Annotated in this window: 12 protein-coding genes; all 12 read left to right on the plus strand. The window is 61.5% G+C overall.

The window, feature by feature from the left end; all coding sequences use genetic code 11:
- Positions 1-73 precede the first annotated feature (73 nt).
- Positions 74-2,563: a TonB-dependent receptor gene (locus tag FXO12_RS08020; RefSeq protein WP_054898219.1), complete on the plus strand. Its 2,490-nt coding sequence runs from the start codon at positions 74-76 to the stop codon at positions 2,561-2,563.
- Between the two features lie 405 nt (positions 2,564-2,968).
- Positions 2,969-4,408 carry an undecaprenyl-phosphate glucose phosphotransferase gene (locus FXO12_RS08025; protein ID WP_054898218.1) on the plus strand — a complete coding sequence of 480 codons (1,440 nt, stop codon included), beginning with the start codon at positions 2,969-2,971 and terminating at the stop codon, positions 4,406-4,408.
- Complete coding sequence (locus FXO12_RS08030) at positions 4,408-5,865, plus strand: mannose-1-phosphate guanylyltransferase/mannose-6-phosphate isomerase (RefSeq protein ID WP_034125833.1); 1,458 nt, start codon at positions 4,408-4,410, stop codon at positions 5,863-5,865. The genes FXO12_RS08025 and FXO12_RS08030 overlap by 1 nt, the downstream gene beginning before the upstream one ends.
- A 1-nt stretch (position 5,866) precedes the next feature.
- Positions 5,867-6,778: a glycosyltransferase family 2 protein gene (locus FXO12_RS08035; protein WP_057976599.1), complete on the plus strand. Its 912-nt coding sequence runs from the start codon at positions 5,867-5,869 to the stop codon at positions 6,776-6,778.
- A 29-nt stretch (positions 6,779-6,807) separates the two neighbouring features.
- A complete protein-coding gene (locus FXO12_RS08040) occupies positions 6,808-7,584 on the plus strand; it encodes a polysaccharide biosynthesis/export family protein (protein WP_034125835.1) in 777 nt (258 codons plus the stop codon).
- A 14-nt stretch (positions 7,585-7,598) separates the two neighbouring features.
- Positions 7,599-9,590 carry an exopolysaccharide transport family protein gene (locus tag FXO12_RS08045; RefSeq protein ID WP_034125836.1) on the plus strand — a complete coding sequence of 664 codons (1,992 nt, stop codon included), beginning with the start codon at positions 7,599-7,601 and terminating at the stop codon, positions 9,588-9,590.
- On the plus strand, positions 9,590-10,780 hold the full coding sequence (locus tag FXO12_RS08050) for a glycosyltransferase (protein ID WP_057976597.1): 1,191 nt from the start codon (positions 9,590-9,592) through the stop codon (positions 10,778-10,780). The genes FXO12_RS08045 and FXO12_RS08050 overlap by 1 nt, the downstream gene beginning before the upstream one ends.
- The gene (locus tag FXO12_RS08055; RefSeq protein ID WP_034125838.1) at positions 10,770-12,098 is read left to right on the plus strand and encodes a cellulase family glycosylhydrolase; all 1,329 of its coding nucleotides are present in this window, start codon (positions 10,770-10,772) and stop codon (positions 12,096-12,098) included. The genes FXO12_RS08050 and FXO12_RS08055 overlap by 11 nt, the downstream gene beginning before the upstream one ends.
- Before the next feature lie 8 nt (positions 12,099-12,106).
- Positions 12,107-13,324: a glycosyltransferase family 4 protein gene (locus FXO12_RS08060; RefSeq protein WP_057976596.1), complete on the plus strand. Its 1,218-nt coding sequence runs from the start codon at positions 12,107-12,109 to the stop codon at positions 13,322-13,324.
- Positions 13,315-14,418, plus strand: coding sequence for a glycosyltransferase family 1 protein (locus tag FXO12_RS08065; protein WP_057976594.1), 1,104 nt, complete (start codon positions 13,315-13,317; stop codon positions 14,416-14,418). The genes FXO12_RS08060 and FXO12_RS08065 overlap by 10 nt, the downstream gene beginning before the upstream one ends.
- Positions 14,415-15,848 (plus strand): O-antigen ligase, encoded by a 1,434-nt coding sequence (locus tag FXO12_RS08070; protein WP_034125841.1) that lies wholly within the window; start codon positions 14,415-14,417, stop codon positions 15,846-15,848. Before FXO12_RS08065 ends, FXO12_RS08070 begins: the two co-directional genes overlap by 4 nt.
- On the plus strand, positions 15,848-17,257 hold the full coding sequence (locus tag FXO12_RS08075) for a lipid II flippase MurJ (RefSeq protein ID WP_057976592.1): 1,410 nt from the start codon (positions 15,848-15,850) through the stop codon (positions 17,255-17,257). Before FXO12_RS08070 ends, FXO12_RS08075 begins: the two co-directional genes overlap by 1 nt.
- Positions 17,258-17,276 lie beyond the last annotated feature (19 nt).

Raw genomic sequence — 17,276 nt, forward strand, 5'->3', positions numbered from 1 at the left:
TGCCATTCGACCTGTAAGGAAGGGCCGATCAACAGGCCGGTTTGTCCACTTCCTTCAGGAGCATCCCGCGGTCATGCAAGCGTTCCCCTCCAAACGTTCTCTTCTCAAACACGCGGTGCAGGCCGCCCTCCTTGGCGCCTGCCTGGGCGGCGGCGTCTTGCCGCTCGCCGTGATGGCCGACTCCGCTAGCGCTGATACCCAGGTTCGCGCATGGGCGATCGCCCCCGGCTCCCTTACCTCGGCACTGGATCAATTTGCCCGTCAGGCCGGCATCAGCTTGTCCTACGATGCCACCAGCGTTGCCGGTAAAACCAGCACAGGCCTGAGCGGCAACTTCGATCGAGAACAGGCCTTGGGCCAGTTACTGCGCGGCCAGGGCCTGCAAGCCCAGCGCCAAGGCAAGGATATCTGGCTGCTGTTGCCACAAATGGCCGACACCGGTGCCCTGAACCTGAGTGCGACCACGGTGACCGGCCAACGCCTGGGGGCCCTGACCGAAGGCACCGGTTCTTACACTACCGGCGCGGTCACCATCGGCAAAGGCCAACACAGCCTGCGGGAAACGCCACAGTCAGTGAGTGTGATGACCCGCCAATTGATGGACGATCAGAATGTCACCACCATTGACGATGTGATGGAACGTACACCAGGGATCACCACCTACGAGTCGCCCATGGGCGGCAAGTATTTCTATTCCCGTGGATTCAAGATGCTCGGCCAGTACCAGTACGACGGCGTACCGCTGGACATGGGCAAGGACTATGTGCAGGCGGACAGTTTCAGCGCCAACATGGCGATCTATGATCGCGTGGAAGTACTCAAAGGCGCAGCCGGCATGCTCAAGGGGGCCGGCACGGCCAGCGGTGCGGTGAACTTCGTGCGCAAGCGGCCACAGGCCACCCCGACCTCAAGCCTGATGCTGTCCGCCGGCACCTGGGACAACTACCGCGCCGACGTCGATACCGGTGGCCCGCTCAATGACAGCGGCACCGTGCGCGGCCGCGCGGCGTTCAGCCAACAGGATCGCGGCTCCTACATGGACATTTCCAAGCGCCAGGACCAAGCCTTCTATACCGCACTGGACGTCGACCTGAGCCCCGACACAACCCTGGGCGTGGGAGCCAGCTACGAAGACGTCGACGCCAGCCCCTGTTGGGGTGGCTTGCCGCGCTATAGCGATGGCAAGAGCGCCAGGTTAAGCCGTTCCACCTGCCTGGGCCAATCCTGGAACGACTGGCAAAGCCGACGCACGACGTTCTTCGCTGACCTCACCCATCACTTCAATGACGACTGGCAAATCAAAGTCGCCGCTGTGCACAGCCGCAACCTGCAAGACACCAAGTACGCCGCCAGCGAAGGTACCATCGCCTATGGCGCCCCAACCCCCACCGCCAACTCCTACGCAGCATTGATGGACTATGAGCACAAGGACTTCGGCCTGGACGCTTACATCGATGGCAAGTTCCAAGCCTTTGGCCTGGAACACGAACTGATCCTTGGGGCCAACGGCAGCCGAGGCACCCAGGATGACGTATTCGCGATCCAGAACCTGCCCACGCGCCAGAGCATTTATCAGCCCGACCACCACTTCCCCGAACCAGCCAATGACACCTTCTGGCCAAACATGTACCGCGGTGGCACGGTCAAGGAAACCGCTACCCAGTATGGTACTTACGCCACCTTGCGCCTGCGCCTGGCCGAGCCCTTGATGTTCATCGTGGGCAGCCGTGTGAGCTGGTACGAAAACCGTCGGCAGTCCAACACCCTGGGTTGGGGCGAGTGGAGTGTGCAAGATGCGCGCACCAAGGAATCCGGTGAAGTCACGCCGTTTGCCGCTCTGATCTACGACCTCGACGAACACCTTTCCCTGTACGCCAGCTACGCCGATATCTTCCAGCCGCAGAGCTCTTATGCCACCGCCGACGGCGCGGCACTCAAGCCCAAGATGGGGGACAACTACGAGCTGGGTATCAAGGGCGAATGGTTCGACGGGCGTCTCAACAGTTCCATAGCGTTGTTCCGGGCCACAGAGAAAAACGGTGCCGAGACTGACTTCCTGAGTTTCTGCCCAACTTCGTCCGATGGCTACTGCTATACCGACACTGCCAAGGTCCGCGCCCAGGGCGTCGAAGCCGAAGTCAGCGGCCAGTTGCTCGAACGTCTGCAAGTCTCGGGGGGCTACACCTACACTCAGACCAAATCGCTTAAAAACATTGATACCGCTATCGAAGGAGGCGCGTCCAACACCTATGTACCCCGCCACATGTTGCGCATGTGGGGCGATTACCAGCTGGATGGCGCGCTGTCCAAATGGAGCGTGGGTACGGGGGTCAATGCCCAGAGCGGCAACTATCGCATGCAGCAGGGCCTCAAGCTCGAACAGGCCGGCTATACGGTTTGGGATGCACGATTGGCCTACCGCGTAGATGACACCTGGACCGTCGCCCTTAACGCCAAGAACCTCTTCGACAAAAACTATTACCAAACCGTGGGCACAGCCTCATGGGGCAATTTTTATGGCGAACCGCGTAATTTCACGGTCAGTCTGAAAGGCACCTTTTAACCCGCTCAATCCTCTGGAGGGCAGGCGCCTGGTGCGTTGCGCCCTCTTTTCCTACGCCTCCCCGGGGCCCGTCAAAAAAGTGTTTCCTGACAAACAGGAAAATTCACACTTTTGTTCCTACACTCAAAATCACACCCCGAGACCGGGTCCTCTTGCACAAGGAATGTCAACAAAATGACACAAGAAGGAACATTTAAAGTGTCTATGATATCATCGCTGAAACAAGGTCAAATTATTGACTGAAAGAGAAAAGGAAGTCCTCCTGTAGTAGCCACTGCCCTTGCAAAATTCTTTCATTTGGAGCGATCCATTCGAAGGAAGGGATGCGTTTTACCCAGCGTAGTCCGCTGCCGTCTGGTTCAGACGACCGAATAGAACGCCTGGTGTGCAATGAGGGATGTTTGTATGCGAGAGAAGTCGTCAGTTGTCAGCTTGTTTTTGACCCGAGCAGGGTTTGTCGAGTTTTTTGTGGTTTTCGTCAAGCTGGTCCACGGTCTGACGGCCATTTTCCCACCGCTGGTCCTGGCGCTTTTCCTCGACCCGATGGCCCCTGAAATGCGTTCGCACTTTCTGGGCTTGCTGCTGTTTTTTGCGGTATTGACCATCATTCTGTTCCAGGCCCTGGGCATTTATTCCGAGGAACTGTTCAGTAATCGCTTGCGCCTGCGCACCAATATCGTGGCCTGGTCCTCCGCATTCTGCATCCTGTTGTTCATGTACCAGATCCTGCAGGTATTTCCGCAATTGAACCCGCGCAACCTGGTGGTGTGGTATATCGCCAGCTTGACGATGTTCTGTGCCGAACGCCTGGTGATGCTACGCCTGTACCGCAAACTCATGCGCAAGGGCAAATACCTGCAACGCACAGTGATCCTGGGTTTCACTGACACCGCCGTGCATGTCGCCGACCACTTGCAACGCAACGGCGACATTCGCTCCGGGCTTATCGGCTTTATTGACGACCGCACCGAGCGTATTCCCAAGGAACTGAGCAGCCTGCCGCTGTTGGGCAATACCCGCGACCTGGAAAAACTGATCCGCGCCGAACAGGTCAACCAAGTGATGATCTGCCTGCCCTGGGCTGCCGAGCAACGTATTCACGGCTTGGTCAATCGCCTGCGGCAAATGTCGGTGAACGTGATGCTGGTGCCCGACATGGCTGCCCTGCGCTACGGCCATAGCCGGATCACAGACGTGGGCGGCATCCTGATGTTCAATACCTCGCAGTTGCCGCTGCGCGGTTGGTCGCCGTTTATCAAGCGTTGCGAAGACCTGCTCCTGGCGAGCATCACCCTGGTGCTGGTGTCACCGGTGATGCTGGTCACGGCCATTGCGATCAAGCTCGACTCCAAGGGCCCGGTGCTGTTTCGCCAGAACCGCTACGGCTATAACGACAACGAAATTCGCGTGTTCAAGTTCCGCTCGATGTACACCGACCAGAGCGACTTTACCGCTGAACGCCAGACCACTCGTGAAGACCCGCGCATTACCCGGGTTGGCCGCATCATCCGCAAGACCAGCATCGATGAGCTGCCGCAGTTGTTCAACGTGCTGCAGGGCAACATGTCGATGGTCGGCCCGCGCCCTCATGCCACCGCCACCAAAGCCGCCGGTATTCCGTTCGAAGTGGCTGTGAGCGAATACAGCTCGCGCCACCGGGTCAAGCCCGGCATCACCGGTTGGGCGCAGATCAACGGCTACCGGGGTGAAACCGACACCCTGTTCAAAATCCAGAAACGCGTCGAATACGACCTGGAGTACATCTCCAAATGGTCCGTCTGGTTCGATTTGTACATCGTTTTCATGACGGTCCCAGCCGTCCTTTCCACCAAGGAAGTCTATTGATGAATACACTCAACGGATTAATCCCCTGCATTATTTCCGGTGGGTCAGGCACGCGGCTGTGGCCGGTGTCCCGGCAGAACATGCCCAAGCCATTCATGCGTATGCGTGACGGCCAGAGCCTGCTGCAGAAAACCTTTCAACGTGCCGCACGCCTGCCCGGCGTGGAAAGTGTGCTGACCGTCACTAATCGCGACTTGCTGTTTCGCACCCTGGATGACTACCGCGGAGTCAACCAGGCCAGGCTGCCTTTGGACCTGTTGCTGGAGCCGTTCGGTCGCAATACCGCAGCGGCCATTGCGGTGGCGGCACTGCATGTGCAGGAGCATTTCGGTGGCGACGCCCAGTTGTTGGTGATGCCAGCCGACCATCTGGTGCTGAATGAAACCGCGTTCGCCGACGCCGTGACCCAGGCACGCGAGTTGGCCGAAGCCGGCTACCTGGTGACCTTCGGGATTCAACCCGATCACCCGGAAACAGGCTTCGGCTATATCGAAAAAGGTGACGCCCTGAGCCTGGGTAACCGGGTCAAGCGTTTCGTCGAAAAACCCGACCTGGCCACGGCCCAAGCCTACCTCGACGGCGGCAAGCACTTGTGGAATGCCGGCATGTTCTGCTTCAAGGCCGGTACTCTGGTGGACGAGCTGGCGACCCATGCTCCCGACGTACTGGGGGCCGCTCGTGCAGCCCTCGAGCAGAGCCAGCACCTGCAAAACAGCACCTCGCGCCAGCGTGAACTGGGCAGCGAGGCCTTCGGCACCGCGCCAGACCTTTCCATCGACGTGGCGTTGATGGAGAAGTCCACGCAAGTGGCCGTGGTGCCGTGCGACATCGGCTGGAGCGACATCGGTTCCTGGGAAGCCCTGCGCCAGCTCACGCCCAGCGATGCCCAGGGCAACCAGGTCAATGGCGAAGCCATCTTGCATGACGTGCACAACTGCTATATCGACTCGCCCAAACGCGTACTCGGTGCCGTCGGCGTGCGAGACCTGATCATCGTCGATACCCCCGATGCCCTGCTGATCGCCGACGCCAACCGCAGCCAGGACGTGCGCTACATCGTCGCCGAACTCAAGCGCCAGAACCATCCGGCGTTCAGCCTGCACCGCACCGTCACCCGGCCGTGGGGAACCTACACCGTGCTGGAGGAAAGCAGCCGGTTCAAGATCAAGCGCATCGTGGTCAAGCCCCAGGCGTCGCTGTCGCTGCAAATGCATCACCACCGCAGCGAACACTGGGTAGTGGTCAGCGGTGCCGCGCAGATCACCAATGGCGAGCGCGAATTTTTGATCAACGCCAACGAATCGACCTACATCCCGGCTGGGCACAAGCACCGCTTGACCAACCCCGGCATCATCGACCTGGTGATGATCGAAGTGCAGAGCGGCGAATACCTGGGCGAGGACGACATCGTACGCTTCGATGACATCTATGGGCGCGCGCCCGCAGAGAAGAAATGACATGCGCACCTCGCTGATCATTCCAACCCGCAACGCGTCCAGTCATTTGACGCGACTGCTGCCCGCGCTGCAGATGCAGACTCTGCAACCGGACGAGATGCTGGTAGTCGACAGCGCGTCCAGCGATGACACCGTGGCGCGCTTTCGCGAATTTGGCGCGCGGGTCGAGGTTATCGACGCACGCGACTTCAACCACGGTGGCACACGGCGCTGGGCCAGTGAACACACGAGCGGTGGCGCACTGATCGTGATGACTCAAGACGCAATCCCGGCCGACCCCGAGACCTTCGCCAACCTGCTCGAAGAATTGCAACAAGACCCACTCAACGGCGTGGCCTACGGCCGGCAATTGCCGCACCCTGGCGCTGGCGTGCTGGGAGCCCAGTCACGCCACTTCAATTACCCCGCCCAGAGCCGCACCAAGAGCCTTGCCGACGCTGCGCAGTTGGGGATTAAAACCTGCTTCAGCTCCGACTCGTTTTCAGTCTACCGGCGCAGCGCCCTGCAGGCCGTGGGTGGCTTCCCCGCCGATGTGATCGGCAGTGAGGATGCCTACGTCGCGGCGCGCATGCTGCTTGATGGCTACAAAGTGCGCTACGCCGCCACGGCGCGGGTGTACCACTCCCACGATTACCGACTCATGGATGAGTTTCACCGCTACTTCGACATTGGCGTGTTCTACGGTCGCGAACCGTGGATTCGCCAAGCCTTTGGCGATGCCGGCGGTGAAGGTAAACGCTATGTACAGGCTGAACTCGCAGCGTTGCGCGCAGCCGGTGCATTGCACCGCGTACCCGAAGTACTGGTGCGCAGCGCGTTCAAATTGCTCGGCTATCGGCTGGGCCATCTGGAACGCCGCCTACCCCTCGCCCTAAAGCGGCGCATCAGCATGTTTCCCGGTTATTGGAGGTGAGCATCATGACCTACAGGAAGTCCCCCTTGATGAAAAGAACTATGCTCGTCCTGGCCATGATGGCACTGGCCGCCTGCAATACCCCTGCACGTATCGTCCCCCCCGACGGCAAGACGGTCGAGGACGGCAAGCGCGCCCTCGACCAGCTTGCGCAGCTGCCGCCGGCGGTAGAGCGTATCCGCATCGGCGATCAGTTGCGCATTGTGCGCGATGCCGGTGAGATGCCAACGCTGTCGGCGTTCAACGTCAGCACCATCTATGAGCTGACGCTGTACACCGTGCAAACCGATGGCAAGATCAACTACCCGTTCCTGGGCCCGATCCAGGTAGCCCGTCGCACGCCAGCCGAGGTGGCGAACGAGCTGAGCAACAAGCTTGCGCCGGTGTATCGCGAGCCACGGGTGACGGTGAACATCAACCAGGCACCGGGCAACTCGATCATCGTCGGCGGTGCGGTAAACAACCCGACCACGGTGCCGATCGCCTCGGCCAACACCCTGGAACAAGCCATCGTCGGCGCCGGCGGGGTGAACCCGGCGGGCAACGCCAGCATGGTCGCACTGTTGCGCGAAGACACCCAAGGCACCTACCGCGCTTACTTCCTGGACTTCAGCCAATACCTCAAGACCGGCCCCAACGGGCGTAAACAAGTGCCGCTGCAGCGGGGAGATGTGGTGTTCGTGCCCAAATCCAACGTGGGCGAGCGCATCCAGGGCGTAGATACCTACTTGAACCAGTTGATCCCATTCACCAAGTCGATCGGGGTTGGCTACAACTACACCCGAACCAGCGGCGGCAGTAACTAAAGGAGCGACATCCCATGATCGAGATCCGTTCTTTTCGCGATCTTCTGCGCCTGTTCTTCATCTTCCGGCACGAGTTCAAGCTGGCGGCCATCGCGGCGCTGGTGATCATTCTGCTGGGGGCCTTTTTACTACCAGCCAAATACGAATCCACCGCACGCTTGCTGGTCAAGCCGGGGCGCGATTCGACGCTGCCCATTGAGATCAGCAACCGCCAGGCGCTGGTCATGCCGAGCACTCAACGCGACCCGATTGTCGATGAGGAACGCCTGCTGACCGGTCGCCCTATCGTGCGGGCGGTGGCCGAGCATTACCTGGAAGTCATCGACAAAATGCCGCCACCGGAAGGCCTCTGGAAGCGCACCAAGTACTACGTCAAGAGTGGTATCGGCGCAGTGTTCGACGGTGTGCGCGTGGTGCTGGAAACCGTGGGCATCATTGAACAGACTACACCCGTGGAGCGCCTGGCCGCCAGCCTGGAGAAAAACTTCGACGTCAGCCACGCGGCCGGTTCCACGGTCATGGACATCAGCTTCAAGTGGAGCGACCCGGAAATCGCCCAGGCGGTGGTCAAAAGCTGGGTCGAGACCTACATCAACGAACGCACCCAGGCCCTGGGACGCAAGAGCCTGTATGCCTTCTATGAAGGCCAGGTAGCCAACAGCGCTACCGAAATCAAGAGCTACAAGGAGCAGATTCTTGCCCACTTGAACCAGATCGGCGCGGCAAGCATCACCGATCGCCTGGAGGATTTGTCCGAGCGCATCAACGTGCTGCGTGGCGAAACCTTCAATACCACGCGCTTGATTGCCTCGTCCGACAGCGCCCTGGAGAGCACCCGCACTCAGCTCAAGACCCAACCCAAGGAAGTGACCACGGTACGCCAGATTGCGCTGAACCCGCAGCAGCAGGACTTGCGTCGCCTGCTCAACCAGAAGTTGCTGGAAAAGGCCGACATGATGCGCACCTACACCGACAATGCGCCGCCGGTCAAAGCCCTGGATGCGTCGATCCGCGCCATGCAGGCCCAGGTCGCGAATGAAAGCAACACCGTGCAAAGCTCGGAAAACCGTGCGCCGAACACCCTGGAGATCCACTTGCAGCGCGTGCTGCTCGATGAGTCCAGCAACAACTCGGCACTGCGTACACAACTGGTGCAACAGCAGAAACAACTGGTGAACCTCGAGGCGCAACGCAAGGAAGCCCTGGAGATTGAACCGGAGCTGGCGCGCCTGTCCCGTGAACTGAGTGCCACCGAGCGTAACTATGCGCTGTATGTCGATAACCTGGAAAAATCGCGCATCGACCGTGAGCTGGATAACAGCCAGATCAGCAATATCGCGGTGATCGAGGAGGCCACCCTGAACCCTGGCCGAATCTTCCCTAAAACCCTGTTGATGCTGTTGTTGGCGATCCCGTTTTCCATCGTGGTCGGCTTGCTGGTGATCTACCTGTGCTACCTGCTCGACCAGCGCATCCATGACGGTGGCTTGGTGGAACGCAAGTTCGGCCTGCCGCTGTGGACCACCCTGCCAGAACTGGATACCAGTACCGCACAAGGCACCAACGCATTCAACGCGAGCATCTACCGGCTCTACGGTCTGCTGCAGTTGGACCGTATCACTGAACGCGGCCTGACCCTCGGGTTGACCTCCGCGCGCCATGGTGAAGGGGTGACGTTCGTAGTGGAACAGTTGCGCCAGTTGCTTCAGGAAAACGGCATTACTGTGCGTGTCGGCGGTGCGGCCCCGGCGGCGCCGGGCGAAGTGGTACTGCTGGATGCCTCGGCGCTGCTGGACAACCGCGATGCCTTCGTCAATCTGCGTCGCGCCGACCTGATCGCCCTGGTGGTGGAGGCGCAGAAAAGCACGGTCCCGGTGGTGGAGCATGCGCTGTCGATCCTCAATACCGCATTCGGCAAAGTGGACGGCATCATCATCAACCGGCGTAAATTCGAAGTGCCGGCCAAGGTGCTGCAGACCATCGCCAAATATCGGGGGGCGTTCTGATGCGCATCGCCCTGCTCGCGCCTTTGCCGCCGGAAAAAAATGGGATCGCCGACTACGCGAACCATTTCAAGACGGCACTGGAGCAGCTGGGCGTGACGGTGGCGACACCGTTGAGCGGCGTCGAGGGCACCAGCATCGCGATCAAACAGGCCATCGGTGCATTCGACTGGCAGAGCGTGGACCTGGTCCACGCCGAGCTGGGCGGCGGCCGGCTGGGGGAGTTTCTGGCGTTGCGCGAGTTGCGCAAGGCCTATCCCAACCTGCCGCTGACGGCCACCGTGCATGACCCCGAGCGCATGGTATGGCGGCGCGAGCAACTGCCCTTCCCGCTCAATCTGTTGGAGCGCTTGCCCAGCCCGTTGCCGCAAGCGGCGGTGGTGCTGGCAGACCCGCTGACCCTGCGTGAAGAGCGGCAGGTGGCCCGCGGCCTCACAAGACTGATCACCCTCACCCGCCTGGGCGCCGATTGCCTCAGCCAACGCATGCAATTGCCCGCAGGTAAAGTGGCGGTGATCAACCATGCCAACCTGGCGATTGCGGCGGTGGCGCTGCCGCCCCTGGATACGCTGCACCTGCTGTATTTCGGCTTTATCTACCGGGGCAAAGGCATTGAAGACCTGTTACAGGCCCTGGCCGCAGTTTTCCAGCAAGCCCCCCAATTGCGTGACCGTGTGCGCCTGACCCTGGCCGGTGGCACTGCCGCCGAAATGGCGTTTGGGGCGGGCGGCAATTACCTTGAACAATTGAACCGCCAGATAGCCGACCTTGGCCTGTCTGGCTCCATCGACTGGCGGCTGAACCTGCCGGCCAGCGAGATTGCGCAGACGATACAGGCGCACCACGTGATGGTGCTACCGTATCGCGAATCGAAAAAACTCGGCCTGCTGGGTCGCCAGCGCGGCACCAGCGGCGCGTTGTCCTGGGCCGCCGCGTGCGGGCGCGGGGCGATTACTTCGGATGCACGGGCATTTGCCGAAGAGGTTGCCAGCGGGAACGGCGCAATCTATCCCCAAGGCGACGTCGCCGCGTTGAGCGCGCAACTACTGCGTCTGGCGCAGACCCCGACGCTGGCCAGGGACTGGGCCGAACGCGCCGCGCACATTGGCGGCGAACGCCTGTGGCCGCTGACCGCACGGCAGTTCAAGCAGCTTTTTGAGCAAGCGATTGCGGGGGCCCCTTATGGTGCGTAAACGTACGTACTTGGCCACGCTTGCACTGGTGGCGGTCATGGGCGTTACCGTCTTTATCTGGGGGCGCCCGGCCGATGCCGAGAGCCATGTGCTCAAGGGCAACAAGGTGCTGGTGTGGAAGGATTTCCTGGGAGTGAACGCGCAGTTCCTGTGGTTCAGCCCCCAGCGTTACCAGATGCAGATCGACCGTCTCAAGGACCTGGGCTTGCAGTGGGTACGCCTGGACCTGCATTGGGATCGGTTGGAGCCGGTGGCCGATCAGTACCAGGTGGCCACGCTGGACGAGCTGGTGGCCAAGTTGCAGGACAACCAGCTCAAGTCGGTCTTCTACCTGGTGGGTTCGGCGCCCTTCATCACCACAGCGCCCGTGGGTGCGCCGTATCAGGACCAGTACCCGCCCAAGGACCCGAATGTGTTCGCGATCCGCATGGCGCTGTTGGCCCAACGTTATCCCAGCGTTGATGCCTGGCAGGTTTGGAATGAACCGAATCTGCTCGGCTTCTGGCGCCCCGTGGCCGACCCGGCCGGCTACGCCGCCCTGCTGAAAAGCAGCGCCGCGGCCCTGCGTGCGGTCAACCCGAATAAACCAGTGGTGGCGGCTGGCCTGGCGTTTTTCAGCGAGATGCCCAACGGCCAGACCATGCTCGACGCCTTCGATGCCCTCGGCGTGCCCAGCCTGAACACCGTGATGTCCTATCACCCTTACACCCAGTTGCCCGAAGGAAACGACCCCGCCAACCTGGACTTCGTCGCCAAGACAACTGCGCTCAACCAGAAACTGCGCAGCAATGGCGTCAAGACGCTGTGGAGCACCGAATGGGGCTGGTCAGCCTACACGGGGCCCAAGGAAGTCCAGGACATCATTACCCTGCAAGGCCAGGCCGACTATGTGCTCCGCCGCCTGGCCCTGATGAGCGCGATGGATTTCGACAAGATCTTCCTGTTCACCTTGAGCGACCTCGACCAGCGCGCCAGCGTGCGCGACCGTGCCTACGGCTTGCTCGACCTCGATGCCAAGCCAAAACCGGTCTATACCGCACTGAAGCATTTTCTCGACGTCAGCGGACCGCAATTGACGCCTGGCGACCCACCCGCCGCCGATCAACTGCCCGAGGGCCTGTTCAGCATCGGATGGACCCGCGCCGATGGTCGCAAGCTGTGGTTCTTCTGGTCGGCAAAAGGCGGTAATGCGCACCTGCCGGACCTCGCCAACGCCACCCTGTATGACCCGCTGCGCGGCACGCAAACCCCAGTGAGCGGCACCAACGGCTTGACCGTTGCGGTCAAGCCGAACCTGCAAATTCTGTTATGGGATTGAAACCCGTCATGCGCATTTTATGGATCCTGCCCTACTCACCCTGGCCCGCCACCAGCGGCGGCAAGACGCGTCAGTTCCACCTGCTGCGCAGCCTGGCGGCCCGGGGGCATCGGATCACCTTGCTCCTGCATGACAAACACCCGGTATCGCTGACCGATCGCCAGGTACTGGAAGCCTTTCTCGAGCAATTGATCATCTTGCCCCGCCGCCCACTGCGCAGCGTGAAGACCCTGGTGGCCGGACTCTTTGCACCCTACCCCTTGCTGGCCAGCGTGAATGGGCTGTCGGGGGCGTTGCAGGACCGATTCAACCAACTGCTCAATGAGCACTGGGATGTGGTGCAAATAGAACACAGCTACAGCTTCCAGCCGTATGAAGACGCCCTGGTGCGCAAGTCCCAGCCCTTCGTGCTCACCGAACACAACGTGGAATCGGCCCTGGGCGCGGCCACCTATGACCGCCTGCCGAGCTGGGCGCTGCCGTTCATTCGCTACGATCAATGGCGCTATATGCGCTGGGAACGCCGGGTAATGCGCCAGGCTACCCAGGTGGTAGCAGTAACCGACAGCGATGCACAGGTGATGCAAGGCATCGCCGGCAAACCGGTGCCGGTGGTGGTCAATGGCGTGGACTGCGACCACTTTGCCGCTGCACACCCAGATCCATCGACACGCCGTGTACTGTTTCTCGGGAACTATGAGTACGCGCCCAATGTGGACGCGATCGAGTGGGCCCTGGATGAAATCCTGCCCAAAGTCTGGGAGCGCTGCCCGGATGCGCGCATGAGCGTGTGCGGTTTCGGCATGCCCGGCAGCTGGAGCGAGCGGTGGCAGGACCCCCGCATCGAGTGGCAAGGCTTCGTGCCGAACCTGCTGAGCCTGCAATCGAGTTGTTCAGTGTTCCTGGCACCGTTGCGCCATGGCGGCGGCTCCAAGCTCAAAGTGCTGGAAGCGCTGGCGGCCGGCCTGCCCCTGGCCAGCACCGAGCAGGGCGTGTCGGGCCTGGACCTGGTCGACGGCTTGGACTACCTCGCAGGGCAAAGCGCCGCGGACCTGGCGAATGCTGTAGTACGCCTGCTGCAATTCCCCGCGGCCGCAGCGCCCATGGGCGAAGCCGGGCGCGCCTATGTGCGGCGCGCCCATGACTGGAGCGTGGCCGCCAGCCAATTGGAGCAGGTGTACGCCAGCCTGTCGCCGCTCACTCAAAAGGAGCCTGTATGCGTGTAGGCCTGGATTACCGCACCGTCGGCACCTCGCCGCAATCGGGTATCAGCCGCCAGGTGTATGCCCTGGAAAGCGCCTTGCGTGCCTTGCCGGGTATCGAATTGGAACGGTTTACCGTGGCCCCGCTGGGCGACCAGACACGCTTGCAGGCCCACTGCCCGACCTGGGGTTGCGCGAAGACGGCGATGCATCAGCCACAGAATCGCCTGCGTTTCGAAGCCGGCTTTTTACCCCGGGCCCTGCGCGAACAACAGATTGACCTGTACATCAGCACCTTCAATATGGGCTTGCCATTACCACCCAAGCCCAAGAGGCTGCGCACTGTGGTACTGCTGCACGACCTGTTCCAGATCACGTTGGACAACTACCACGCCAATCGCCTCAAGGCCCTGGTCTACAAGACCAGCGACCGGCTGTCGATTGCCTATGCGGTGCGCAGCGCCGACCGCGTATGGACACCCTCGCAATACAGTGCCGATGAAACCGTACGCCTGTTTCCCCAGGCGGCGGGCAAGGTGCGTGTGCTGCCCAATCAGGTGGATGGGTTCAATGAGCCGGCAGCAGACCTGTCTGATCGCCACTTACCCGAAGCCTTCTGGCTACTGGTGGGTACTCGCGAGTTGCGCAAGAACGTACCCTTTCTGGTGAAGGCCTGGCAGCAGGCGCGGCAGCAATCACCCGCTGTACCGGAATTGGTGCTGGTGGGCAGCCTTGAGCATTTGCCCGAAGCACTGCGCGGGCTACCGGGAATTCGCGCACTCAGTGGTGTCACCGATGCCCAACTGCAGGCGTTGTACCGCCAGGCGTCGCGTGTGTGGCAGCCCTCCTACGCGGAAGGGTTTGGTTTACCGGTGATTGAAGCGCTGAGCGTCGGCACACCTGTGGCCGTGGCCAGCGGTACCTCGCTGGATGAAATCACCCCGCCGTCGGCGCCGCGGTTTTCCCCGACCGATGGCCCGGCGTTGGTGCAACTGATGCTGAGCCTGGGCGAGCGCAGCGACGAGTCTTCTGCAGAACAACGCAAGCAATGGGCCGAACGCTACAACCCAAACGCCTATCGTCGGCGCCTGGCCGAACTGATCGAGGAACTGAAATGAGACTCTCCCTGGCAAGCCTCGTCGCCATCCTCTTCGGCGTGCTGTTTGGTGCAGCCGCCCTGGCGCTGTCACCGGCCAAGGCCTTTCTCGCTGTGATGGGTGTTGCGGCAGCCGTGACCATCCTGCGCTTTCCCTTCTGGGGCTTGTTGCTGTTTGCCCTGGTCGCGACCTTCATGCCCTACTCCACCCTCAACCTGGGCATCCGCAGCACGGTAAGCGAAGCCATCCTGGCGCTGACCTGGGGCGCCGTGCTGTGGCACAGCTTCCTGTCACGCCTGCCCGATGCACCGCGCCTGGCACGCCGGCCCACCGACCAGATGCTGCTGTGGCTGATGCTGTTCAGCGTGTTCCCGTTTATCGTTGGCCAGGTGAGCATCCACGCCGAAAGCAGCGGCGTAGCCAACTGGCTGCGCTGGTTGTTGAACCTGTCGGGGGTGTTCCTGGCCGCCAAGCTGCTGGTGGACTATAAACGCCGCGAAAGCCTGGTGATCGCCTTGCTGCTGGGCACTCTGGCGATGCTGGTGATGTCGATCGCCGTGTTCGTGCGCACGCGCTCCGGGGCAGGGATTGCGCCGATTCTCGCCCTTCTCAACTACGGCAACTTCGACATGTTGAAATTCGGCCTGGAAGCCATGTCGTCGCGTATGGGTTCACCGTGGATGCACCCGAACGCCATCGGCGGGATCATGGCGCTGTTGCTGCCCCTGGCGTTCTGTTACGGCATGACCGAACAAGGCTTCAAACGTGCGCTGGGCCTTGGCGTGGCGTGCCTGGGAGCGGCGGCGTTGCTGTTGGCCAGCAGCCGTGGCGCGATGGTCAGCCTGGCGCTGGTATTGATGTGGATGGCCACCCGCCGCGTGCCTTACACCGGACGCTTGTTGATGATCGGCGCGGCGTTGACCGTGGCCTTGGTAATGGCCTATCCACCGCTGCAGGAACGCTTGGCGACGATCTTTTCGTCGAGCAACGCCAGCACCGAAGTTCGTTTTGATGAATACCGCATGTTCCCCCAGGCCATGGTGGCGTATCCGTTCGGCATTGGCTTCAAGGTTGACCCTCCGGTACCGGGCACACACTTGCTGGGGATCTCCAACCTGTGGCTGAACTTTATCTACAAGACCGGCCTCGTCGGCATGCTGCTTTTTATAGCCGTTACGGTGCGTTGGTGGCGTGAAGCCAGGCCGGAAAAAGGCCCGATCCGCCTGACCAAGGACAATGCCCTGTGGCTGGGCAGCACGGCAGGAATTCTGTCGGCGCTGGTCAGTGGGTTATTTGACCACTACTTCAGTTTTGCCGTCGTGATGGTCGCGCTGTTCTGGCTGATGGTTGGGATCAATGTGCTGGAAGCACGGCGCTTGTTCCCAGCGCGCCTGCCACAGGTCAAGACTGTGGTTTTTCGCAAGCCGCTGCTTGATGGCGCGCGCCCCTGATGCTCGGTTCTGCCGTATGGCTGACCCTGGCGACCCTGCTCGGCCTGTGCCTGGGGTTCGCACGCGAATGGTTACTGGTGGCGGCCTGGGGCGCGGGGGAGCGTAGTGATGCGTTCTTGATCGCACTGTTCTTGCCCGAGGCGCTGCGAATGTCGCTGGCCGGTGGCGTGTTGAGCGCCGCCGCGTTGCCGCTCTACTTGCAGCGCAAGGACAGCGAGCGCCTCGATTGGCTGGCCGTGTTGTTCCCGGCATTGCTGTTGGTTGCCCTGCTGGTCAGTCTGCTGCTGATGCTGTCAGCCCCCTGGCTGGTGCAGGTACTGGGCCCGGGGCTGGCGACCAGTGCCACCGCCCTGGCCGCCAGCAATTTGCAGGTCGTGGCCTGGTGCGTGCCAGGCTTGATGCTGCATGCACTGTTCAGTATTCCCTTGCAGGCCAGCGAGCGTTTTGTGCTGGCAGGGCTCGGCTCGTTGTTGTTTAACCTGCCGCCGGTGGCCTATCTCGCGTTGGCCGGCACGGCCAGTCAACCCCATAGCCTCGCCTTGGCCTGTCTCACCGGTAGCCTGTTGATGCCTTTGGCGTTGTTGCCGTCGATTTGGCGTCAGGGCTGGCGGCCGTGGCGCATGCAGCTGACGGTTGCCCCCCTGCGGGAGTTGGGCCAGCGTATAGGCCCGCTGTTACTGAGCAACGGCGCCAGCCAGGGCTTGGCTTTGATAGAACGCCTGGTGGCGTCGCTGCTGGGGGAAGGTGCGGTGACCTGGGTCAACCTGGCCCGCAAGCTGATGAACCTGCCGCTGATTGCGCTGATGAGCCTCAACCAGGTGCTGCTGGGCATGATGAGCCGCCGTCAGGGCGATGAACGCCTGGCCCTGCTCAAGCGCGGCCTGGAAACCGCCAGTGTGCTGACGCTGCCGGCCGGCGTCGGCCTGGTGGCGGCGGCGCCCAGTCTGGTGGCGTTGCTGCTGCCCAAGCAATCGGTTGATTCGCCTCTGCCACTGTTACTGGCATGGTTTGCCGTGCCCTTGGTGTTTGGCGCATGGAACGCCCTGCTGGCGCGCTATGCGTATGCCGCGGGCGATACGCGCCAGCCGCTGCGCTGTGAATTATTGGGCAGCTTGGTCAACGTGCTGTTGCTCTGCGTACTGCCGTTTGCATTTGGCCTGGCCGGTATTCCGTTGGCGGCGTTGGCTGGGGTGATCTGCACCGCGCTGCTGCTGATGCAGCGCCAGGGGCTGCTCACGGCACTACCTTGGGCGCGGCACTGGCTGCTCGGCACGTTGATGCTGGGGCTGGCGGCGCTGGTGTTGTTCGGGTTGCAAGACGTATGGCTGCAATTGGGGTTGAGTACCCTGGCAGGTGCTTTGGTGTTGCTGGGCATGGGGCTGTGGCTTAGGCCGTGGCGCAAGGCGTGAATGATCGTTCGGGAAGACT

Source organism: Pseudomonas sp. J380 (assembly GCF_009827115.1).
Lineage (GTDB): Bacteria > Pseudomonadota > Gammaproteobacteria > Pseudomonadales > Pseudomonadaceae > Aquipseudomonas > Aquipseudomonas paracarnis.

What these genes read in the sequence shown, in the direction of transcription:
- FXO12_RS08025 (WP_054898218.1), top strand. Translation starts at nt 2,969, where the DNA reads ATGCGAGAGAAGTCGTCAGTTGTCAGCTTGTTTTTGACCCGAGCAGGG.
- FXO12_RS08040 (WP_034125835.1), top strand. Translation starts at nt 6,808, where the DNA reads ATGAAAAGAACTATGCTCGTCCTGGCCATGATGGCACTGGCCGCCTGC.
- FXO12_RS08070 (WP_034125841.1), top strand. Translation starts at nt 14,415, where the DNA reads ATGAGACTCTCCCTGGCAAGCCTCGTCGCCATCCTCTTCGGCGTGCTG.
- FXO12_RS08055 (WP_034125838.1), top strand. Translation starts at nt 10,770, where the DNA reads ATGGTGCGTAAACGTACGTACTTGGCCACGCTTGCACTGGTGGCGGTC.
- FXO12_RS08065 (WP_057976594.1), top strand. Translation starts at nt 13,315, where the DNA reads ATGCGTGTAGGCCTGGATTACCGCACCGTCGGCACCTCGCCGCAATCG.
- FXO12_RS08020 (WP_054898219.1), top strand. Translation starts at nt 74, where the DNA reads ATGCAAGCGTTCCCCTCCAAACGTTCTCTTCTCAAACACGCGGTGCAG.
- FXO12_RS08050 (WP_057976597.1), top strand. Translation starts at nt 9,590, where the DNA reads ATGCGCATCGCCCTGCTCGCGCCTTTGCCGCCGGAAAAAAATGGGATC.
- FXO12_RS08045 (WP_034125836.1), top strand. Translation starts at nt 7,599, where the DNA reads ATGATCGAGATCCGTTCTTTTCGCGATCTTCTGCGCCTGTTCTTCATC.
- FXO12_RS08035 (WP_057976599.1), top strand. Translation starts at nt 5,867, where the DNA reads ATGCGCACCTCGCTGATCATTCCAACCCGCAACGCGTCCAGTCATTTG.
- FXO12_RS08075 (WP_057976592.1), top strand. Translation starts at nt 15,848, where the DNA reads ATGCTCGGTTCTGCCGTATGGCTGACCCTGGCGACCCTGCTCGGCCTG.
- FXO12_RS08030 (WP_034125833.1), top strand. Translation starts at nt 4,408, where the DNA reads ATGAATACACTCAACGGATTAATCCCCTGCATTATTTCCGGTGGGTCA.
- FXO12_RS08060 (WP_057976596.1), top strand. Translation starts at nt 12,107, where the DNA reads ATGCGCATTTTATGGATCCTGCCCTACTCACCCTGGCCCGCCACCAGC.